The organism is Pseudomonas sp. PAMC25584, assembly GCF_058135675.1.
On sequence record NZ_CM176870.1, the window covers coordinates 809,592 to 830,086 of the forward strand.

Consider the following 20,495-nt stretch of genomic DNA (forward strand, 5'->3'; position numbering starts at 1 on the left):
GGACGTGCTGATGTTTGAGCTGCGCGTGCTGGAAGGTTTGAATCAGGGCGCTGCGTTGCCGTTGTTTGGCGAGCAGTGGAGCCTGGGTTGCCACGCTGACGCGGATCTGCTGCTGACCGACGCGGGAGTGGTCGAGCATCACGCGTGGCTGCGGCTGATCGACGGGTTCTGGTCGGTGCAGGCTGAAGCCGGGCTGTTGCAAAGCAGCAGCGGGCAGGCGCTGGCACAGATCGCCGACCTGGCGCTCAATACGCCTTTTTCGCTGGGCAGCATTCGCCTGTGCGTCGCCTTGGTCGATCAGCCTTGGCCCCGGGCGGCAGCCCCGCAGGCACCCGCGGCAGCCGAGCCGCGCCGCGAGGTGCCGGCAACGCTGGTGTTGTCGGCCATCCCGCCGTTTCAGCAGAAGCGCCTGATCAGTCTGGTGCTGGCGTGCGCGGTCATCATCGTGGCGGTCGGCATGGCGTCCACCGGCGAGCATGAGGCCCAGGCATCGTTGATGCCCGTCGTGCCGCAAAAGCCCGACCTCGCCTCGCCGTTCGAAGTGCGCCAGCAGTTGCTCAAGATGCTCGGCGAACGCGAGCTGGACCATCGGATCAGCTTGCAGGTGATCAATGGGCAGATCGCCCTCAATGGCGATGTGTCCCAGCAGGAGGTGGAGCTCGTCGCGCGCATGCTCAGCCGTTTTGGTGAACAGTTCGATACCGCCGTGCCGGTGATCAGCCGTGTGCGGGTACGTGACAACGTCCTGCCGTTCAAAATTTTGCAGATCATCGGCGGGCCGAGCGGCCATGTGGTGCTGGAACACGGCGATCGCTTGTTCGTCGGCGATGAAGTGGATGGCCTGCGGTTGGTGCTGATCGACAACAGCAAGGTGGTGTTCGACGGCGCGCAACGCTATGAGGTGCACTGGTGAGCGGCACGGTGCAGGAGCGTCTCGACGCGTGGCAATTGATTCAGTCCCAGGGGCTGGCCCGTTTCGCGCCCGTGTCGATGCGCGGTCGTATCCAGCGCGTCAACGGCATGCTGCTGCAGTGCCGGCTGCCCCAGGCGCGTATCGGTGATCTGTGCCAGGTCGAAAAAAATCCCGGTGATTACATGCTGGCCGAAATCATCGGGTTTGATCAGCAGGATGCGGTGCTCAGTGCCCTGGGCAATCTGGAGGGCGTGCGCGTCGGCGCCGCAGTGGAGCGCCTGGGTGTGCCGCACCGGGTGCGGGTCAGTGATGAACTGTTGGGCCAGGTGCTGGATGGTTTTGGTCGCCCGATCGCAGGCGAGGGGCCCAGTGCGTTCGTCGAGGCGGATACGCCCGACGCGACCGCGGTGTTGTGCGAGGCGCCATTGCCCACGGAGCGCCCGCGCATCAGCCGCGCGTTGGCCACTGGCGTGCGCTCGATCGATGGCCTGCTGACGTTGGGCGAGGGCCAGCGCGTCGGGCTGTTTGCCGGCGCCGGTTGCGGCAAAACCACCTTGTTGGCCGAGATCGCCCGTAACGTGGAGTGCGATGTGATTGTGTTCGGCTTGATCGGTGAGCGGGGACGGGAATTGCGTGAATTCCTCGACCACGAACTGGATGATCAATTGCGTGCCAAGGCCGTGTTGGTGTGCGCCACGTCCGACCGCTCCAGCATGGAACGTGCGCGGGCCGCGTTCACGGCGACCGCACTGGCCGAAGGTTTCCGGCGCAAGGGCAAGCGCGTGTTGTTGCTGATCGACTCCTTGACCCGTTTCGCCAGGGCCCAGCGCGAAATCGGCCTGGCCGCCGGCGAACCCTTGGGCCGTGGTGGTTTGCCGCCCTCGGTGTACAGCTTGTTGCCGCGCTTGGTGGAGCGCGCCGGGTTAACGCGCGAAGGCGTGATCACCGCGATCTACACCGTGCTGATCGAGCAGGACTCGATGAGCGATCCGGTGGCCGATGAAGTTCGTTCGCTGCTCGACGGCCATATCGTGCTGTCCCGCAAGCTGGCCGAGCGCGGCCACTACCCGGCGGTGGATGTGTTGGCGAGCCTTTCGCGAATTTTGAGCAACGTTGCCGAGCCTGGGCACATCCAGGCCGGTACGGCGTTGCGTCGCCTGTTGTCGGCTTACCAGCAGATCGAGCTGATGCTCAAGTTGGGCGAGTACCAGCCCGGTAACGATGAGCTGACCGATCTGGCCGTGGACAGCCGCCAGGCGGTGGATGGTTTCTTGCGCCAGGACTTGCGTGAGCCCTCGCCGATCGCCACGACCCTGGATCACTTGATGGAGCTGACTGCCTATGTCCCTTTCTGAAGTCTTGTCGGGTGAAATCGACACCTTGCGGCGTTTGCGTCGCTACCGCGCAGACCGCGCCGAGCGTGCGCTGCGCGAGGCCAAGCGAGCGCAGCAAGCGCTGGTCGCGCATATCCAGCAGGCCCAGGCGACGCTTGAGCAAACGCGCCTGGAAGAAGCCCGGCAATGCGCGCAGCTGTTGAGTGAACACCAGGGGCAGGTGTTGACCTTCAAGGCGCTGAAAACCTGGAGCGCCAAGGAGCACGACTTGTCGGCCGGCACCCGCCGCGAAGAAAGCCAGTTGAAGGACCTGCAAGGGCAGCGCGAAGAGCAGGCGGCGCAGGTCGGCAGTGCGCAAAAACAGGTGACGTTGTGCCTGCGCCAGGTGGAAAAAATCCAAGAACTCTCCCATTTACTGACGCAGGAACCGCTATGAACCACGTTTCCGTCATCCCGCCTGAACGCCTGAACCTGCGTGAGTTTCGGCTAGATCGTGTACCGGTGATCGACGCCGTGGTGCCGTGGGAGGACCGGCGACTGTTTGCCCAGTTGTTGAATGATGACAGCCACGACGCGGGCCAATGGCCGTCCCTGGCCGGAATCAAGGCTTCAGGCGATATCTCCCTGGTCGATGCGTTGAGCGAGCGATTGGTTTCGCGGATTGACGGCGCTTCGCAGTGGCCGCTGACGGCGGTCTTGTACTTGCCGCACCTGGGGCGGATTGACAGCCGCATCGGTCGAGAGCAGGGCGTCTGGACGATTGAATTGCAGGCGGAGCGCGAGAGCACGACACGCTGGCTCAGCGGGGTACGGCAGCAGTCTGAGCAAAGGCTTGCCGAGAGCCTGGCGCGGCCGGTCAGCCTGCGCTTAACCCACACGGCGCCGGCATGATGATGCCCGCTCTGGCGTTGCCCACGGTCAAGGGCGATGTGGCGGCGGCCCGGCAGCGCTTGGGGCGTGGATTGCGTATGCCGTATCAGGTTGGCGAGCTGCGTGGCGAGTTACGGCTGGAGCCCGGCACTGCCCCCGTGGGCATCCAGCCGCTGTGTTTCGAAACCGCCTGCGGCGTATTGGGGTTCAGTGAGCCGGGGCCGCAATTCAGCTTGCTGGGCGAATGCCCGGTGACGTTGGCGCAGGCGGGCAACGATCCGGACTCCTGGTTCTGGGCCTTGTTTCAGCATCATTTGAGCGCCCAGGTGCGGGCGCTGTTGGGGCATCTGCGGCTACTGCCCTCTGCGCGGCCTTTGAACTTCGGTTGCCGGCTGTGCGTGACGCTCGGCGCGTCCCACGTCGTGGGCTATTTGTGGCTGTCGGCGCAGAGCTTTCTGGCGTTGTGCGAGGCGGGGGCATGGCGCCGCATGGCCAGCCCGATGCCGGCGCGTTTTCAGTTGGCGCTGCCCGTGACGATCGGGCGCCTGCGCGTTCCCCTCAGCCAATTGCGCGGCCTGCGGGCCGGCGACGTGCTGGTGTTCGAGCAAGCGTTTTTCCAAGCCCATGGCGAGGGTCATGTGCAGGTCGGCGGCCACCGTCTGTGTGTGTTTATTGATGATGAATCTGGGCCTATCTGCCTGACCCTTACTTCGATCGAGGAAGCGCCTTTGGAAGAGGATTTTGCAACACCGCCCTACTCGGGGCATGAAGACGACACGCCGGTGATGGATGTCTTTGGGCATGAGCCGTTCGATGAGCTGAGCATGGCGCTCAATGTGCGATGTGGCACGCTCAACCTGACCCTCGGCGAGCTGCGCAACCTGGCGCCCGGCGCGGTGCTGGGCATTTCCGGGTATGCGCCGGGCATGGCCGGGTTGTATTACGGCGACCGCCCGCTGGGCGTGGGGCAATTGGTGGAAGTGGACGGGCGCTTGGGGTTGCAGATGTCTCGTGTGATCTTTTCCCGATGAGTTTTCAAGGGATAGACCCGATTGTTCTGGCCATGTTCGTGGGCGCATTGTCGTTGATGCCCATGCTGTTGATCGTCTGCACCGCGTTCTTGAAGATCGTGATTGTGCTGATGATCACCCGCAACGCGATCGGTGTGCAGCAGGTGCCGCCGAGCATGGCCATCAACGGCATCGCGTTGGCGGCGACCCTGTTCATCATGGCGCCCGTGGGGTATGAGATCGCGGAGGTCGTCAAGGTAACGCCCCTGGACTTGAGCAACGTGAGCATGCTTCAACAGACCGGGCTTGAAGCGGTGCAGCCGTTGCGGGCTTTTATGGTCCGTAACAGTGACCCGGACATCCTCACCCACCTGCTGGAAAACACCGCGCGCATGTGGCCGCCGGCCATGGCGCAGGAGGTCCAGCGTGAAGACCTGATCCTGCTGGTCCCGGCGTATGTGCTGTCGCAGTTGCAGGCGGGGTTCGAGATCGGGTTCCTGATCTACATCCCCTTTATCGTGATTGACCTGATTGTCTCCAACCTGCTGCTGGCGCTGGGTATGCAAATGGTCTCGCCCATGACCATTTCGCTGCCGCTCAAATTACTGCTGTTTGTGATGGTGTCCGGCTGGTCGCGGCTACTGGACAGCCTGTTCCTTTCCTATCTCTGAGCTGCCTATGGAACCGATCGTACTGTTCAAGCAGGGCATGCTGCTGGTGGTGGTGCTGACGGCGCCGCCGCTGATTGTCGCGGTGATCGTGGGCGTCCTGACGTCGCTGATCCAGGCGTTGATGCAGATACAAGACCAGACGCTGCCCTTCGGTATCAAGCTGGTCGCCGTTGGCATCACGCTGGTGGTGACCGGGCGTTGGATTGGCCTGGAGTTGGTCCAGTTAATCAACCTGACGTTCGACATGATCGCCCGTTCGGCCTTGAGTTGAGGCGTGCCCATGCTGCTCTATCTTGATTTTATGCCGAGCCTGCTGATTGGCATGGCTCGCATTTACCCCTGCGCTTTTCTCGTCGCGGCGTTCTGTTTCCAGCACATTCGCGGCATGCCCAGGCACGCCGTGGTGATGGTCATGGCGTTGATGCCGGCGCCGGGTATTCATGCGGCGCTGGCGGGCCAGGAGCTCTCCGCGATGATGTTGGGCGCGCTGGTGCTTAAGGAGGCGATCCTCGGTTTTTTGCTGGGCGTGTTGCTATCGATGCCGTTCTGGATGTTCGAGTCGGTCGGGGCGCTGCTGGATAACCAGCGGGGGGCATTGGCCGGTGGCCAGCTCAACCCATCGCTGGGTCCCGACGCTACGCCGATAGGGCATCTGTTCAAGCAACTGGCGATTTTTTTATTGATGGTCAGCCTGGGCCTGGGATCGCTGACCCAGGTGATCTGGGACAGCTACCTGATCTGGCCGCCTACGGTGTGGTTTCCGTTGCCGGCGGCCAATGGCTTCAGTGTGTTTGTCGAACTGGTCGGCGACACCTTCACCCACATGATGCTGTACGCCGCGCCCTTTATCGCCGTGCTGCTGTTGCTCGAGTTCGGCGTCGCGCTACTGGGGATCTACAGCCCGCAACTGCAGGTGAGTACGCTGGCCCCGCCGATCAAGTGCCTGGCCGGCATTGGTATTTTGCTGCTGTATTTCGCGCTGCTGCAGGACTTGATCGTCGGGCGCATGGCGCTGCTCGGTGACCTCAAGCACTTCCTGGGCCTGCTGTTCAAGGGGCCTTGGGCATGAGTGACTCGGGGGAAAAAAAACACCCCGCCAGTGCCAAGAAACTGCGTGACCAGCGCAAGAAAGGCCAGGTCGCCCAGAGCCAGGACGTGGCCAAGTTGCTGGTGCTGACGGCCTTGAGCGAGATCGCTTTGTTCACGGCCGACACCAGCATGCAGCGCTTCCAGCAGATGATGGAGCTGCCGATAGCGCGAATCGGGCAACCGTTTGTGCGTGCCCTGGAAGAGGTGCTGACGGAGGCGTTGGTGGTGTTTTTCTCCTTCGGCCTGATGATGGTCGGGGTCGCGATCGGGGTGAAGTTGATCAGCAGCTGGATGCAGTTCGGGCTGCTGTTCGCCCCCGAGTCCCTGAAGCTGGACTTCAATCGTGTGAACCCGCTGACCCAGCTCAAGCAGATGTTCTCCGCCCAGTCCCTGATGAACTTGTTGATGGGCATCGGCAAGTCATTGCTCCTGGGCTTGATCCTCTACGTGGTGATTCGCCCTTCACTGAGCGCCTTGATTAATCTTGCCAACAGCGACCTGCAAACCTACATCCTGGCGCTGATCGCACTCTTTCGATATTTGTTGCATGCGTGCCTGGGGCTGCTGCTGGTGCTGGCGCTGATCGACCTGACGTTGCAGAAGTACTTTTTTGCCAAGCGCATGCGCATGACCCAGGTCGAGGTCGTCAAAGAGTACAAAGACATGGAGGGCGACCCCCACGTCAAGGGCCAACGACGCTCGTTGGCCTATCAGTTGGCCCAGGAAGAACCCAAGGTCAAGCTGCCCAAGCTGGAAGAGTCCGACATGCTGGTGGTCAACCCGACGCACTTTGCCGTCGCGTTGTATTACCGCCCTGGCAACACACCGCTGCCCAAACTGGTGGCCAAGGGCACGGACGCAAATGCGCGCAAGTTGATTGATCGAGCCAAGGCTGCCGATGTCCCGGTGATTCAGTGCGTGTGGCTGGCGCGCACGCTGTACGAGGAAAAACTGGGGGCGAGCATTCCTCGCGAGACCTTGCATGCCGTGGCGTTGATCTACCGGACCTTGCGCGAGCTTGACGATGAGGCCAAGCGTGAAACCCTCGAGTTGCCGGAGTTGGAGCAGCGCTGATCAGCGGCTGGCGAACCCATCCAAGGCTTCAAGGTTGGCCAGCGACAGCAACCGGCTGAGGATTTGCTCCACGGCCTCACGCTGGGCGGGCAGGGCGTGCCAGATGGTCAGTGCGCCCTGGGTATCGAGGTAGATATAACAGCCGTCAAACGCCATTGCCTGATCGAAGCGGCGCTCCAGCACGCGTTGCAGTTGCCCGGTTTGCAAGGCTGCCTGGGTGATTTTCAAGGCCAACCCCGGGCGGGCGTTGGCAGGCTGTGTGTGCAGGGAGATGCCTAGGCACAACGGCAGGTGAGCGGCATCGCCGCTCACCAGGCTATCGAAGAATGCCCGCCGATGCCGCTCATCGTCAGGCACCCTCCCGGCGTTCATCGCTCCAGTGACACCGTTTGATAGTCCGAACGCTCCCCGGACGGGCCGGGTTCGACGCGCATCTGTGGCGGCCACCAGATCACCATCTTATCGCTGGTCGATTGTGGGCGTGAGCAGGAGTCCCCTTTGCAGGTCGGGGTGCAACCGCTGATGAACAACACGGCAGTCATCAGGGTGGCGCACAACAGTCTTGGGTTCATGGCGTGGTCTTCCGGGTTGGCGTGAGCAGGGATGGGCGCGGCACACTCAGGTGTTCATCCTTCACCACGGGGCGCATGGCGATAAACACTTCGGCTTCTTCACCCGGCTTGAGCCAGGCGCGCGGCCAAACGGTGACCGCAAGGGTCTGGCTGTTGCTGCATTCCTTTTCATCGATGCGCACATTGCGCTTGTACTGGTTGCGCAGCACCACGACGGCCACGTTGAACTGCGGGCCGGTGTACCACTGGCTGCGCTCGCTATTGAGCGCCAACAGCTCGCGAGGGGTACACAACGTATTCAACGCCAGCGGCATCGCTGCGGCCTTGAAGGCCTTGGGCACTTGGCCGCTGACCAGATGCGCCAGGGTGCTGGTGATTTCGTTGCGGTTGATCACCGGCTGATGCGGCTCCATGCGTCGTGCCAGGGGTTTTAGCGCGGCTTGCAACTCGCTTTGGTCAGCTTGAGGCAAATACCGTGATGGGTCGGACTGATCGCCGATCACGCGCGGGGTGAGAATGAACAACCGTTCGCGCCGGTTGTTCTGGCGTTCCGTCGAGGAGAACAGCGCTTTGCCGAGCAACGGAATATCGCCCAGCAAGGGGATCTTGTTTTGCCTGTCCGCACTATTCGTCACATGGAAGCCACCCACCACCAGTGAGCGTTTTTCCGCCATGACGGCCTGGGTGCTGATCTTGCCTCGACGCACATCGGGGCCGAAGCGTTCGGGGTTGGACTCGTCGAAGTTACCGTCTTCGATATCCACCGCCAGATGGATCTGATGGCCGCCGCGGCTGGTGATGACACGGGGCACGACCTGGAAGCTGGTGCCGACGGTGATGGGCAAGATGGTCGCGTTTTCGCTGCCGGCCGTCAGGTATTGGGTGCGGTTGAAATCAATCACCGCCGGTTGGTTTTCCAGGGTGAGCACCGACGGGTTGGAGACCATGGTTGCCAGCCCGCGAGCTTCCAGGGCGCGCACGTCGGCGTAAAAGCGCTCGCGATTTTCGATCGACAATTGTGATGAGGTGCCGGGTGCCATGTTGACGGCGCCCCGGAAGCGACTGTTTTGAAACCCCCAGTTGACGCCGAATTCGCTTAATTGCGAGCGTTCGATGTCGAGGATGATTGCGTCGATTTCCACCAGCTTGCGCGCCACATCGAGCTGACTGATCAGGTCGCGGTACATCCCCTGACGCTCCGGCAGGTCATAAATCAGAACCGCGTTGTTGCGCACGTCGGCCTCGACGCGGATTCGGCTGGGGTTGACCGGCGCCCGGGAAGTCACCGATATGCCGGCGTCCACCGGCCCGGTGGGCGCGGGGGTGCCGAGCATTTGCCCCAGCAGCGGGTTGCTCAGACGCGGGAACGCAGGCGCCAGCGGCGCGGGCTGGGACTGCGCTGCGGAGCGTTGAGCCATGCCGGTGAGCATCGTGGGATTACGCGGGTCCAGCAGCCCGCGCAGCATGGTGGCGACGCCTGGGAGGGTGATTCTTTCGTTGCGGTATTCAATTTGGCGGTCTGCGGCATTGGCGAACTTGAGCGGGTAGTTCAACACGCTCTGCTTTTCGTCCGGGGAGCGGCGCTGGCTGCTGAACTGCTTGATCTGTTCGATATAGCGCCGGGGACCGGAGACCAGGACGACGCCGTCCTCCGGCAATTCACCCCAGCCAAAACGACTGTCGAGCAGGCCGATATCGGTCAGTGCTTGCTTGAGGTCGGCAATGGTTTCGGACGACACCTCCAGGCGTGCGGACTCCTGCTGATCAAGGGTGCTGATGTGCAGGGTGTTGTTGTAGAGATACCACTGGAAGCGGTGCTCTACGCCGAGCCTGTCGAGCAGCGACTGCGGGGTATTGGCGCGTATCTTGCCATTGACGTTGCCCTCCAGCAGGCCCTCGATCTGAAGTTGGGTGCCAAATGTCTGGGCAAAATCCTCGAGGACTTCACGCAGTGGCTTGTACTGGGCTTCATAGGCGTATGCCGTGTTCTTCCATTCTGCGGGGATGGCGGCGAGGGCGTATTGCGCCGGGGCCAGCAAGCAGGTCAGGGCGATCAGGCACCGCCAATCGGCGCGTCTGGATGAAGTTTCAGGCGGGTCAATGCGCAAGCTGTCGCGCTTGTGGTTCTTGTTGTGCATAGAGGCTTCTCTGATTAGTACAGCAACGAACGTAGGGAGGTGGGGTTGCGTTGAGGCGCCGCTCTGTGAAGGCGCGCGACGGTGGCGCGCCAGGTATCGCGTTGGTTGAGCAGGGACTCGAGACAGCGCTGCAGTCGCTGTTCGTCGTGCCTGTCATGCAGGCAATGCAGCAGCCAGAGCGCACCGCTGGCTGGCGCCTGAGCGAGAGCGCCCTGAAAGTGATCCAGGCTGACCTCGCCCACTCGCAGCCAGGTCATCAGCAGTGATTTGTCTGGGCGAAGTGGGGTCAGCTGAACACTTAGCAACAGGCTGTTCGAACAATGACGCAGGACAATTTCGTCATTGTTTTCGAATAACCTTAACTCTCCAGTGCCACGTCTCAAGCACTCGGCCAGCAGCGCGTTCAATTTACTGTCCGCTGTCCAGGCCGGACTTCAGGAGCATATGTTTGACGCGGGTGTGTTCATTGAAGACGTATTCGGAGGTTCGATGCTTGGCGACGAGATCGAAAAAAAACGCCATGTCTTCGTCCGCCCCGGAATTGCTTTCTACTGCTTGGTTGAGGTCTCTTTTAACCACCCGTGCGTCGTTTAGAAGCCGATGGGTATAACCGTCGTAATAGTTCATGGAATTACTCCGTTGGGATGTCCTCCTTGTTGGTTTGTATGTCGAATTGGTTCCATGGCTGGCCATTTATATTTCATTAAGTGTGTTTAAAGCCCATCGTTTGAATGGCTGTCGTCAGGCTTCAGGAAGAGGTTGACCAAGGACGTCCAGTCGATCCGAAAGTCCCCCTCTTCGGTATTCAATATGAGCGATTGCGGTTTGATCGTATTGTCGGCGCGCAGTGTCCAGTGCGTACTGCCGCGGTTGGCCAGGCAGGCCCGCACCGCCTCCAATTCGAGCGGATGGCAAACCAATGCGGCCTTGACCGCTGGCACATGGCTCGCCAGCAACTGCTTGATCAGGGCCGCCATGCGTTGGGGGGCGGGGGTGTCTTCAAGCAGCAGGTGAATGGCCTGGTTGGCGATGGCGGTGGCGTATCGTTCAAGGTTGTCACACAAGGCCTGACGCTCGATTTCCCAGCGTTTGAGTTGCGCGTTGGCACGTTGCCATACTTGCAGGCTGGCTTTTTCGAGCAGCTCTTCACGCTGGGCGTGTGCGGCCTTCAGCAATTGCCTGGCCTCGGCCTTTGCCTGATCCACCACACTGCTGGCCTGTGTGTAGCTCGCCAGTGTTTCGCAAGAGATCATGCTCCCCGGCAGGGGCGGCGCGCCCCCTGGCGAGTTGATTTTATATCGACATAACATCGTTAATCTCCGTGCCCCTCTGAGGCCGCAGCACTGCCGTTCCTGTTCATCGCGCCAATACGCCACACCACGGCATGCCAAAGGGTGTCGAGGCGGCTATGGGAGTCACCGAGCGAAAGCGCCTTTTCTTCCAGATCCAAAATACGCCGGCGAGGAAAGCGCAACCTGACGCGCTGCCAGGTGGCCGGCGTGACCCAGGCGCGGAGCAATTGCAGCGGGTCATTGTCGGGCTGCACCATATCCAGGGGCAGGGCCTTGGACAGTCTGTTGCACCACTGCCGATGGTTGTCATCGAGTGCTGTTGCATAGGCGGGACGGCAGATGCCGTCAATCAGTGCGAGCCCCAGGTCGAGTTGATTCGCTGAGGCGAGTGCCAGTTGCAGGAGTGCGGGATCGGGCATTGGCGGCAGGCAAGGGGCCACGCCATAAGGTGTGCCCGCGACGACCTGCCGGCTGCGATGCAGCTCAGTTAGCGCGGCGTGTTGATCGAGGGTTTTCCAGTCTTCGTGGGCACACAACCAAGGCGTGGACCACCATTGGGCCCATGAGAGATTACTCATTGCGTGCATGGACAGGCGCATCCAGGGATGGGCCGTCCGGCAGCGCGTGTGCGGCTCGTTGTGTGCGTCTATGCCAGAACACGCCCCCCGCAACCATCAGCGCCAAGGCGATCAATGCGAATATCACGCTGGCCCGCCAAAAACCGATGTCATCTCCTGGCACCAGGAAAGGCCCGAAGTAAGCCAGTTTTTGCTGCTCCAAATAGGCGGTTGCAGGCACGAAGACGACAGTCAGTTTTTGCGGGTTTTCCACCGCTGCGGTCATCCCCGGGATACTGCTCGCAACCATCCTGCGCACACGGGCCCTGATGTTGTCGGGGTCGAGTCGGGGGTCGTGTTTGATGAACACCGAGGCGGATGCGGGTTGTACGGGTTCTCCCGGAGCGACGCGTTCGGGCAGCACCACGTGTACGCGAGCCACGATGACCCCATCGATGTTCGATAACGTGGTTTCCAGCTCTTGGGACAAGGCATAGATGTAGCGTGCGCGCTCTTCAAGCGGCGTAGAGATAACGCCTTCTTTGCGAAAGGTGTCGCCCAACGTCGCGCGCGCGACCCGAGGGAGGCCGGCGGCCTCCAGGGTTCGCACGGCGCGGCCGATATCGGTGGCGTTGACCACCACGACAACGCCATCTTTCGCGGGAACTTTGGTAGCGCGGATATGTTTGTCCGCCAGTTCCGCAACGACCTCATTGGCCTCCTGTTCGGTTAACTGGCGATGAAGTTCGACACGGTCACTGCAGGCATTGAGCAAGAATGAGAGCGACAGGATGACGAGGATTAGCAGCGGGCGAGTCATCTTGGCCTACTGCAAGTTGCTGATTTTATCGATGCACTGCGCGGTTTTACCGACGCTCTTCGATAACATATGCGTCAGCAGGAGTGCATCGGAAAGTTGGCCTGGATATTTTCGCGCCTCCTCCAGTTTGTTCTTGCTGCTCAATGCACGCAGGCTTTTGGTCATACGCTCAGTCACGGAATTCAGCTTGCCTGCGGCCTCGGAAAGCATGTTCTGTGGCATCGCATGATTGATCGCCGTACTCGGGAGTGAGGAAGGCGTGAGCGTTGAGTTGAAAAAGTTTACATCGGTGGCCGAGGTAGATGCCTCCAGTGTTCCGGAGGCGCCAGGGAGTTGATGGGTTTCAGTCGAGCGGATGCTTCCTATCATCATGTTGCCCCTGTTAGATAAGGGTTAGAAGATGAGCGTGTTTAGGGTTGTTGCTGACAACGCTCGTGGCGGTGTGACCTTCCCGGCATAGCCTGTCGGGAAGGCCAGCAAAGGTTCAGCTATTACAGACGGAGCATGTCAGAGGCTGCTTTAATACCGCTGGTATTAGCGTTCTCTGCCGCTCTAAAAGCGTTTTTTACGCCGTCTTTGCGCTTCTTTGCTTCTGCAGCATCTATACCCGCATCTGCTTGTTCAGCAGACATGTCGCCACCGTTAGCGCCAGCATAGGAGGCGCCAGAATACGAGCCAATCGAACCGATAGTCATGTTTTTTTCTCCGTACTTAACGTTAGTCTCACTAGAGTCAGCGATATATAAAAGACGCGGTTGCATACCTATATCGCTGTTCCATAACGTATGTGGCTCAAGTGGTTCATGCGTTCCATGTGTTGCGGGAGGGTATGTTTCAAAAAATGTAATTGCGTACAGTCGGGGCGTGGGGTCTCAGCTTAGTGATATTCCCAAATGCTTTATTCGGTGGTAGAGCGTTCGCTTGGCGACGCCTAACGCTATTGCCACACTGTCCACACAGTGGTCGTGTTGACGAAGCGACTCTTCAATCAGCGATTTCTCCATTTGTTGTAATCGCGTCTTTAGGTTCATTTCAAGGTCATGTCGGTTTATTACCGCTGCTGAGAGCGGTGGCAGGCCCAATACGAAACGCTTGGCCGTCGAGCGCAGCTCGCGCACGTTGCCTTTCCATGGATGGCACAGCAGTTGTTGTAATAACTGCTTGCCGGGAGGCGAAGGTGCGGCGAGCCGGAAGTGCTCGGCCTCTTGCTCAATCATGCTCAGGAACAAGGGAATAATCCGCTCTCGTCGATCCCGCAAGGCCGGAAGGTGGATATTGACGACATTCAGGCGAAAGTAGAGGTCGCGTCGGAAGGTGCCTTGCTCGACCATGTCGTGCAAGGCTTGCTGGGCCGATGCGATTACACGCATGTCTACCGGGATAAATCGTGTGGAACCCAGGCGTTCGACCCCGCGCGACTCCAATACACGTAACAGCTTGGCTTGCAGTGACAGCGGCATGCTGTCGATTTCGTCGAGGTAGAGGGTGCCCAGATGGGCGGCTTCGACAAACCCCGCCCGCGATTGCATGGCGCCCGTATAGGCGCCGCTGTTGACGCCGAACAATTGGCTTTCGGCAAGGGTTTCCGGGATGGCTGCACAGTTAACTGCAACGAAGTTTCCTTTGCGACGGGACAGGTGGTGTATGCGTTGCGCCAACGTATCTTTACCTGTGCCGGTTTCTCCCAATAGCAGAATGTCGATATCGAGAACGGCCGTGTTGTTGACCGTCATTTCGATGACCGGGCAATCGCTAAACGCCATGTCCGTTATAGGAGCGTTTTCGCAGAGCGTCGACATAGTGTTGTGCTCCGATACTGTTGCCACTTCAGGAGGGCTATTAACCTATGGGCCGGCACGCAGTTAAACAGGAAACCTTAGTGTTGTCATGATGCGCTGCTTGAGCAGTAGAGGCGGTCGGGTATTTGAATCGCAAGAACTTTAAAGTTGCAAGGGCTGCTTGGGGTAGTTGCCCGTTGTTAGCGTAAGATAAATCTTAGAGTGATGAAGAATAGTTGGGAAGTTTGATGGGTGTGCAGATATGTTGCGGTCTGTGTTCTAAAATTCTTGTTGTTTTATAATGTGTGGCGATGTTTCGCATCTATTGATGCATCGCCCTTTATAGCGCGGCTTCTACCGCAATCAACGTTTGCACGTTAAATGAACCGGCTAGACAGCCCTCTACCTGCACAAAAACTCACCCGGGCTGGCCCTCCTCACTCCGCACATTGATAGCCATTAAAAAAAACAGCCCTTTGGCACCGATAACATCGTTTCTCGGGCGCACGGCTTTTCAATATATTGGCCGCCAGATCCGGTTAATGACTCACCATTCACCACACTCAGTGCGAGCCGTCTTAATGAACAATAAACCTGACAGCGCAAGGCTTGAAAATGCCGGAGCGGGGACCCGAGCGGTCTGGGCAGGGGAGCAAGTCAGGCACCCCTACAATGCCACTCAAACACCTATCGTGGTCAGTGCCGCTTACGGTTACGACGACATCGACGTCTGGTACGACGTTGCTCTGGGCAAGGCTCCGGGCTTTATCTACAGCCGCATGAGCAACCCGACGGTCGAGACCCTCGAAGCAAAAATCCGCGAGTTGGAAAATGCCGAGTCCGCCGTGGCCTTCAGCAGTGGCATGGCGGCGATCAGCAGTGTGCTTTACACCTTCCTGGCCCACGGCAATCGTGTGGTGTCCACTAAGGACAGCTATGGCGGCACCAACAAGATTTTCGAAGAGTTCCTGCCGCGCATGGGCGTGGCGGTGAGCTTGTGCGAGACGTTCGATCACGAGGAGATCGAGCGTGAAATCGCCAAAGGCTGCCAGTTGGTGTACCTGGAAACACCGACCAACCCGACCCTGAAAATCCTCGATATCCAGCGTCTGGTGGCTGCGGCCAAGCGCGTCGGTGCCGTGGTGGTAGCGGACAACACCTTCGCCACGCCGCTGAATCAAAACCCGCTGGCGCTGGGCGTGGACGTGGTCATCCACAGCGCGACCAAGTTCCTCAGTGGCCATGGCGATGTGCTCGGTGGCCTGGTATGTGGCAGCGAATCGTTGATGGAAAAGGTGCGTCATTACCGCGAAATCAACGGTGCGACGCTCGATCCCTTCTCGGCCTACATGATCATCCGCGGCATGAAAACCCTGGTGCTGCGTCTGCGTCAGCAGCAACACAGTGCCCGCGCCCTGGCAGAGTTCCTTTGCACCGAACCGTTGGTGGCGTCGGTGAATTATCCCGGCTTGCCCCGCCATCCGAACCACGCCGTGGCGTGTGCGCAAATGTCCGGTTTCGGCGCCATCGTCAGTTTTGTCCTGGTCGGTGGCATGGACACGGTCAAGGTGCTGTTGCCGCGCCTGCGCTTTGCTCACTGCGCGGGCAATCTGGGTGCGGTGGAAACCATTTACGGCCCGGCTCGGACCACCAGCCATGTGGAAAACACGCTGGAGGAACGTCTGGCCCTGGGGATCTCCGAAGGGCTGGTACGCGTCTCCGTCGGCATCGAAGACACCGATGATTTGCTCGACGATCTGCAGCAGGCGTTTGCCTTTGTCAGGCATTCACGGGATGAACAGCTACCAGCAAGCAATCAGCCCTCAATCAATGAACCGTGCACTGAGGTAGCCAGTTGAAGTTTTAACGTTACTCCCTCACGACAGGGCCGTCAGTGAGGCGTTCATGAAGCGGAATAATAATAAAACCCAGTGGCGACATTTTTTGACTCTGCCCCGTAACTCTACGCAGACGTTAAGGCGTGCCTTGCCACCTTTCATGAGAACAACCATGTCCATAGAAGAGCAACAACTCAACCCGCGTGCCGGTTTCAAACAGGAAATGCAGACGCGCCATATTGTCATGTTGGCATTGGGCGGCGTGATTGGTACCGGGCTGTTTCTCACGTCCGGATACACCGTTAACCAGGCCGGTCCGTTAGGTGCGGTCATTGCTTACATCATCGGCGCACTCATGGTCTACATGGTCATGATGTGCCTGGGCGAGTTGGCGGTGCAGATGCCGGAAACCGGCTCCTTCAGCACCTACGCTACGCGCTTTCTCGGCCCGGGTACCGGCTACACCGTGGCCTGGCTGTATTGGCTGACGTGGACCGTGGCCATCGGCTCGGAATTCACCGCCGCCGGTATCCTCATGGTGCGCTGGTTCCCGGACACGCCGGTGTGGATCTGGAGTGCGCTGTTCGCTGGCGTGGTGTTCCTGACCAACGTGATCTCGGTGCGTTTGTTTGCCGAGACCGAGTTCTGGTTGTCCTTGATCAAAGTAGTGACGGTGGTGGTGTTCCTGATCATCGGCGGCGGGGCGATTCTCGGCCTGTTGCATATCGATCAGGCGCACAGCACTGGCCTGGGTAACTTCACCCGCGAGGGCTTGTTCCCCACCGGTTTCATGTCGATTGCCATGACCCTGTTGGCGGTGTCCTTCGCCTTCTCCGGTACGGAGTTGATCGGTATCGCTGCCGGTGAAACCAAGGACCCTCAGCGCAATGTGCCGCGGGCCATTCGCACGACCGTGTTGCGTCTGGCGATCTTTTTCGTCGGCACCATCTTCGTCCTGGCGACGCTGTTGCCCCGCGAGCAGGCCGGTTTGGTGGAGAGCCCGTTTGTCACGGTGTTCACCTACATCGGCATTCCTTACTCCGCCGACATCATGAACTTCGTGATCATCACGGCGCTGTTGTCTGCGGCCAACTCCGGGTTGTACGCGGCCTCGCGGATGCTCTGGACCTTAAGCGACCAGGGCCACCTGCCTAAGCAGTTCTCTAACCTGACCCGCATGGGGACGCCGTTGAATGCCATCGTATTGAGCATGTTCGGCGGCGGTGCCTCGTTGCTCAGCAGCGTGTTTGCCGCTGACACCGTCTACCTGGCGCTGGTGTCGATTTCCGGGCTGGCGGTCGTGGTGGTGTGGATGAGCATCGCCGCGAGCCAGATCGCATTCCGCCGTCACTATGTGGCCAATGGCGGTGATGTCCGCGACCTCAAGTTCCGCGTCCGGGGTTATCCGTGGGTGCCTCTGGGAGCGCTGGTCTGCTGCAGCCTGGCCTGCGTCGGGATCGCTTTCGACCCCGAGCAGCGGGTGGCGCTGTACTTCGGTTTGCCATTCATCGCCTGGTGCTACTTCGTGTATTACATTACCCGCAAGAGCCGCGAGCGACGCTTGTCGCTTGCCCCCTTGGCACAACCGTCCGATGCATTCTAGACAGGGTGGGCAAGCGTGCTCGGTGCGGGGGGCGTCAATGAGGTCCAGACCATGAAGCAAAAGCCGTTACCCCCATTGAACTGGCTGCGGGCATTCGAGGTGTCTGCCCGCTGTCTGAACTTTACCCACGCCGCCGAGGAACTGTTTTTGACCCAGGGCGCGGTCAGCCAGCAGATCCGCCAATTGGAAAGCCATCTGGGGGTGGCGCTGTTCAAGCGCTTGCCCCGTGGCTTGGGGCTGACCGAGGAAGGCCAAGCCTATCTGCCGGTGGTGCAGGATGCGATCACTCGGCTGGCGGTGGGGACCAACGAGATTTTTGGCCAGCACAAACGCCGGCCGATCAAGGTGCGTGGCAGCCTGGCGTTTTTCGTCCATTGGCTGGCGCCCAAACTGGTCGACTTTCGTCAGGCCCATCCCCATGTCTACATCCGCTATATCAGCAACATTTGGGTCAAGGAGCTGGATGGCGAAGACGATATGGAAATTCGCTGGGGTCATGGTCAATGGCCCGGCCTGGTCTCGCAACGGCTGACCTGGGACACCTTGTTTCCGGTCTGCTCGCCCGCCCTGATGGCGCGCTCGCCGCTGAAGGTCGCGGCCGACGTGGCCCAGCATCCGTTGCTACATGTTCTGGGTTACGAAGAGGGCTGGGGTTACTGGTTGAACATGGTCGGAGCGGACACCGTCGATTCGTCGACCGGCATGCAGTTCGACACGCTGATCTGCACCTTGCGCATGGCCGAGTTGGGGCAGGGGATTGCCCTGGCCCGCTCCTCGATGGTCGACGAGATGCTCCAGGACGGGCGTCTGGTTGAACCCTTCGCCCAGCGCATCGAAGCCAGCGAATCGTTTTATCTGGTACGCGGTTCGGGGGCCGACCAGCATCCCGACGCGGTCATGTTTTCTACCTGGCTGGTCGAGCAGGCACATCGTTACAAATGAATGGCCGGGGTCAACCATGCACTATGTGAGTACACGAAGTTCGGCCATCCAGGTCGATTTCGAAAAGGTCGTGTTATCCGGCATTGCCGAGGACGGCGGACTGTTCGTGCCCTTCGAGTTGCCGCTGTTCGAACCCCAGGACATGGCCAATTGGTCGATCTTGCCGTATGACGAACTGGCCTTTCGGGTCATGAGTCCGTTTGTGGGTGGGGCCATCCCTGACGTGGATCTCAAGCGCATGCTTAAAGAGGCGAGCCGCCGCTTCAGCCATCGCTCCGTGGCGCCCTTGCATCAGGTCGACCGCAACGAGTGGGTGCTGGAGCTGTTCCACGGGCCTACCCGTTCCTCGAAGGATTTTGCCGCCCAGTTGCAGGCGCAGTTGGTGCAGTATTTTCTGCACAAACGCCGGCGACGCGCGGTGGTGCTCGGCGCTACCAACGGTGATACCGGGCTGGCGGCCATCGAGGCGTTCAAGCACTGTAACGACACCGTCGTGGTGGTGTTCTATCCGGCGTCCGGCGTACCACAGAATCAGTTGCAGCATCTGCAGGCGGTGGCTCACCCGAATGTCCACACGTTCGCGGTCAACGGTAGCTTCGATGAGTGCCAGACCATCGTGAACCGGCTGTTCCGGCAGTGGCCATGCACGCAGCATGAGGCAGTCAGTTTCAACTCCAGCAACTGGGTCAGTGTGTTGGCGCAACTGGTGTTCTATTTCCACGCCGTGCTGCAACTGGGAGGCGCTCAGCGTCTGATTGGTTTCAGCGTGCCCGCCGCGAGTTTTGCCGAGGTCTATGCCGGTTACATTGCGCAGAAAATGGGCCTGCCGATCACCCAGATGATCGTTGCGACCAATCAGAACGACGCATTGCATCAGTTGTTTCTGAAGAACCACTACTCCAGGTTGCGAACCAACAAGACGCTGTCGCCGGCCATGGACCTGTCGATTTTTTCCAACCTTGAACGTTTCCTCTGGGAGCTCTACGGGCATGACGATCAGGCGGTGAGCGCGCTGATGGCCGCGTTCGAATCCAGCGGCGAGATGACCATCGCCAACGAGTGCTGGTTGCAGGCGCGGATGATCATCGACTCCTACGCGGTCAGCGATGACGAAACCCTTCAGGAAATGACCTCGCTGTACCGTGACACCGGTTACGTCATTGATCCTCACACCGCCACCGGCGTCCTGGCAGCTCGACTGTACCGGCGCAGCCTGGTCGCGCCGATGGTCACCCTGGGGGAAATTTCACCGGCCAAATCAGCCGTGCTGCTCGGCGAACTGGGGATCGGCGCGCCGGCGCCACACAGCCCGCTCGCGGAGCCGGGACCGGCACAGCATTACCGGATTCAACCGGACGACCTCGACACCATCCATCAGCTGCTCGGCGCGCTGTGACGGCGTTGCCACAGGAGGTCAAGTGAAGCGCATTCTGGACCCGCTCGATGAACGTATCATCGCCGAGCTGCGGCTCAATGCCCGGGCGGCCCACGCCGAGCTGGCGACCAAGGTCAATCTGTCGCGCAATGCCGTGCGCCAACGGATCGAACGGCTCGAGCGCGACGGTGCGATACAGGGTTATACGCTGCGCACGGGGGAGGGGCGACAAGCCTCTTCGAGCATCAATGCGGTGATTTTTGTCTATCGCTATGACCGCATGCGCGGCGCGGATGTGCTGCAGGCCTTGCGGGCAATACCGGAAGTCATCGCGTGCGATGTCATGAGCGGCGAGTTCGACCTGATGCTGCGCGTCGGCGCTGCGAGCCCGGAGCGAGTGCATAAGGTCTGGAATGAAATCTCCGCGCTGCCGGGAGTGGAAAATACGGTGACTTCATTCGTTTTATCGTCTGTCGTCTAGCCGGTTTTTTGCTGTGAAAAAGTCAACCTCGGTTGGCTTTTTTTATGCCCGGACGCTTTGCCCAGGCACTGGTCAAAACGCCCATGAAATAGAGCAAATTGGCATATTTCACTGCCGAGGGCGTGTGCCTAATCTAGT

General features: G+C 60.0%; 25 protein-coding genes. 15 read left to right on the forward strand and 10 right to left on the reverse strand.

Annotated features, from left to right (window positions below):
• The first annotated feature begins 10 nt into the window (after positions 1–10).
• The 9 genes from ACS5Q8_RS03565 to sctU are packed head-to-tail and all read left to right on the forward strand — an operon-like array spanning position 11 to position 6,961.
• A complete protein-coding gene (locus ACS5Q8_RS03565; RefSeq protein WP_465159837.1) occupies positions 11–913 on the forward strand; it encodes an FHA domain-containing protein in 903 nt (300 codons plus the stop codon).
• Positions 910–2,268, forward strand: a complete 1,359-nt coding sequence (locus tag ACS5Q8_RS03570) for a FliI/YscN family ATPase (protein ID WP_276196408.1) — start codon at positions 910–912, stop codon at positions 2,266–2,268. Before ACS5Q8_RS03565 ends, ACS5Q8_RS03570 begins: the two co-directional genes overlap by 4 nt.
• Complete coding sequence (gene sctO, locus ACS5Q8_RS03575; protein WP_465159838.1) at positions 2,255–2,683, forward strand: type III secretion system stalk subunit SctO; 429 nt, start codon at positions 2,255–2,257, stop codon at positions 2,681–2,683. Before ACS5Q8_RS03570 ends, sctO begins: the two co-directional genes overlap by 14 nt.
• Positions 2,680–3,138 (forward strand): type III secretion system HrpP C-terminal domain-containing protein, encoded by a 459-nt coding sequence (locus ACS5Q8_RS03580; protein ID WP_276196409.1) that lies wholly within the window; start codon positions 2,680–2,682, stop codon positions 3,136–3,138. Before sctO ends, ACS5Q8_RS03580 begins: the two co-directional genes overlap by 4 nt.
• Positions 3,135–4,148 carry a FliM/FliN family flagellar motor switch protein gene (locus ACS5Q8_RS03585; RefSeq protein ID WP_276196410.1) on the forward strand — a complete coding sequence of 338 codons (1,014 nt, stop codon included), beginning with the start codon at positions 3,135–3,137 and terminating at the stop codon, positions 4,146–4,148. The genes ACS5Q8_RS03580 and ACS5Q8_RS03585 overlap by 4 nt, the downstream gene beginning before the upstream one ends.
• Positions 4,145–4,798 carry a type III secretion system export apparatus subunit SctR gene (sctR, locus tag ACS5Q8_RS03590; protein WP_276196411.1) on the forward strand — a complete coding sequence of 218 codons (654 nt, stop codon included), beginning with the start codon at positions 4,145–4,147 and terminating at the stop codon, positions 4,796–4,798. The genes ACS5Q8_RS03585 and sctR overlap by 4 nt, the downstream gene beginning before the upstream one ends.
• Before the next feature lie 7 nt (positions 4,799–4,805).
• Positions 4,806–5,069, forward strand: coding sequence for a type III secretion system export apparatus subunit SctS (gene sctS / locus ACS5Q8_RS03595; protein ID WP_276196412.1), 264 nt, complete (start codon positions 4,806–4,808; stop codon positions 5,067–5,069).
• 9 nt (positions 5,070–5,078) lie between these two features.
• A complete protein-coding gene (sctT, locus tag ACS5Q8_RS03600; RefSeq protein WP_276196413.1) occupies positions 5,079–5,867 on the forward strand; it encodes a type III secretion system export apparatus subunit SctT in 789 nt (262 codons plus the stop codon).
• Positions 5,864–6,961, forward strand: coding sequence for a type III secretion system export apparatus subunit SctU (gene sctU, locus ACS5Q8_RS03605; RefSeq protein ID WP_465159839.1), 1,098 nt, complete (start codon positions 5,864–5,866; stop codon positions 6,959–6,961). The genes sctT and sctU overlap by 4 nt, the downstream gene beginning before the upstream one ends.
• On the opposite strand, the gene ACS5Q8_RS03610 is transcribed toward sctU, so the two are convergent.
• Genes ACS5Q8_RS03610 through sctC form a run of 3 tightly spaced genes read right to left on the reverse strand, consistent with a single transcriptional unit; the run spans position 6,962 to position 9,671 of the window.
• Entirely contained in the window at positions 6,962–7,333 is a 372-nt protein-coding gene (locus ACS5Q8_RS03610) for a transcriptional regulator (RefSeq protein ID WP_465159840.1), read from the reverse strand.
• A complete protein-coding gene (gene hrpT, locus ACS5Q8_RS03615; protein WP_247406568.1) occupies positions 7,330–7,533 on the reverse strand; it encodes an HrpT family type III secretion system protein in 204 nt (67 codons plus the stop codon). The genes ACS5Q8_RS03610 and hrpT overlap by 4 nt, the downstream gene beginning before the upstream one ends.
• Complete coding sequence (gene sctC, locus ACS5Q8_RS03620; protein ID WP_465159841.1) at positions 7,530–9,671, reverse strand: type III secretion system outer membrane ring subunit SctC; 2,142 nt, start codon at positions 9,669–9,671, stop codon at positions 7,530–7,532. The genes hrpT and sctC overlap by 4 nt, the downstream gene beginning before the upstream one ends.
• A 65-nt stretch (positions 9,672–9,736) precedes the next feature.
• Here sctC and ACS5Q8_RS03625 point away from each other — a divergent pair, with 65 nt between their 5' ends.
• Positions 9,737–9,937 carry a hypothetical protein gene (locus tag ACS5Q8_RS03625; protein WP_276196418.1) on the forward strand — a complete coding sequence of 67 codons (201 nt, stop codon included), beginning with the start codon at positions 9,737–9,739 and terminating at the stop codon, positions 9,935–9,937.
• A gap of 142 nt (positions 9,938–10,079) precedes the next feature.
• Here ACS5Q8_RS03625 and ACS5Q8_RS03630 read toward each other — a convergent pair whose 3' ends face one another.
• The 7 genes from ACS5Q8_RS03630 to ACS5Q8_RS03660 form a co-directional block, all read right to left on the reverse strand.
• Positions 10,080–10,298 carry a hypothetical protein gene (locus ACS5Q8_RS03630; protein WP_276196419.1) on the reverse strand — a complete coding sequence of 73 codons (219 nt, stop codon included), beginning with the start codon at positions 10,296–10,298 and terminating at the stop codon, positions 10,080–10,082.
• Positions 10,299–10,384: 86 nt separating this feature from the next.
• On the reverse strand, positions 10,385–10,981 hold the full coding sequence (gene sctL, locus ACS5Q8_RS03635) for a type III secretion system stator protein SctL (RefSeq protein WP_276196420.1): 597 nt from the start codon (positions 10,979–10,981) through the stop codon (positions 10,385–10,387).
• 2 nt (positions 10,982–10,983) lie between these two features.
• Positions 10,984–11,550, reverse strand: a complete 567-nt coding sequence (locus tag ACS5Q8_RS03640) for a type III secretion protein (RefSeq protein WP_276196421.1) — start codon at positions 11,548–11,550, stop codon at positions 10,984–10,986.
• A complete protein-coding gene (sctJ, locus tag ACS5Q8_RS03645) occupies positions 11,534–12,340 on the reverse strand; it encodes a type III secretion system inner membrane ring lipoprotein SctJ (RefSeq protein ID WP_276196422.1) in 807 nt (268 codons plus the stop codon). The genes ACS5Q8_RS03640 and sctJ overlap by 17 nt, the downstream gene beginning before the upstream one ends.
• A gap of 6 nt (positions 12,341–12,346) precedes the next feature.
• Positions 12,347–12,709, reverse strand: a complete 363-nt coding sequence (locus ACS5Q8_RS03650; RefSeq protein WP_465159842.1) for a hypothetical protein — start codon at positions 12,707–12,709, stop codon at positions 12,347–12,349.
• Between the two features lie 122 nt (positions 12,710–12,831).
• Positions 12,832–13,035 (reverse strand): hypothetical protein, encoded by a 204-nt coding sequence (locus tag ACS5Q8_RS03655; protein ID WP_276196424.1) that lies wholly within the window; start codon positions 13,033–13,035, stop codon positions 12,832–12,834.
• Positions 13,036–13,212: 177 nt separating this feature from the next.
• Positions 13,213–14,139 (reverse strand): sigma 54-interacting transcriptional regulator, encoded by a 927-nt coding sequence (locus tag ACS5Q8_RS03660; protein ID WP_276196425.1) that lies wholly within the window; start codon positions 14,137–14,139, stop codon positions 13,213–13,215.
• Positions 14,140–14,699: 560 nt separating this feature from the next.
• Here ACS5Q8_RS03660 and ACS5Q8_RS03665 point away from each other — a divergent pair.
• From ACS5Q8_RS03665 to ACS5Q8_RS03685, 5 genes are all read left to right on the forward strand, one after another.
• Positions 14,700–15,977 (forward strand): cystathionine gamma-synthase family protein, encoded by a 1,278-nt coding sequence (locus ACS5Q8_RS03665; RefSeq protein WP_276196426.1) that lies wholly within the window; start codon positions 14,700–14,702, stop codon positions 15,975–15,977.
• Positions 15,978–16,128: 151 nt separating this feature from the next.
• Positions 16,129–17,559 carry an amino acid permease gene (locus ACS5Q8_RS03670; RefSeq protein WP_276196427.1) on the forward strand — a complete coding sequence of 477 codons (1,431 nt, stop codon included), beginning with the start codon at positions 16,129–16,131 and terminating at the stop codon, positions 17,557–17,559.
• A gap of 51 nt (positions 17,560–17,610) precedes the next feature.
• Complete coding sequence (locus ACS5Q8_RS03675; protein WP_276196428.1) at positions 17,611–18,501, forward strand: LysR substrate-binding domain-containing protein; 891 nt, start codon at positions 17,611–17,613, stop codon at positions 18,499–18,501.
• A gap of 16 nt (positions 18,502–18,517) precedes the next feature.
• Positions 18,518–19,897: a threonine synthase gene (gene thrC / locus ACS5Q8_RS03680; protein WP_465159843.1), complete on the forward strand. Its 1,380-nt coding sequence runs from the start codon at positions 18,518–18,520 to the stop codon at positions 19,895–19,897.
• Between the two features lie 22 nt (positions 19,898–19,919).
• On the forward strand, positions 19,920–20,357 hold the full coding sequence (locus ACS5Q8_RS03685) for an Lrp/AsnC family transcriptional regulator (RefSeq protein ID WP_465159844.1): 438 nt from the start codon (positions 19,920–19,922) through the stop codon (positions 20,355–20,357).
• The last annotated feature ends 138 nt before the right edge of the window (positions 20,358–20,495 follow it).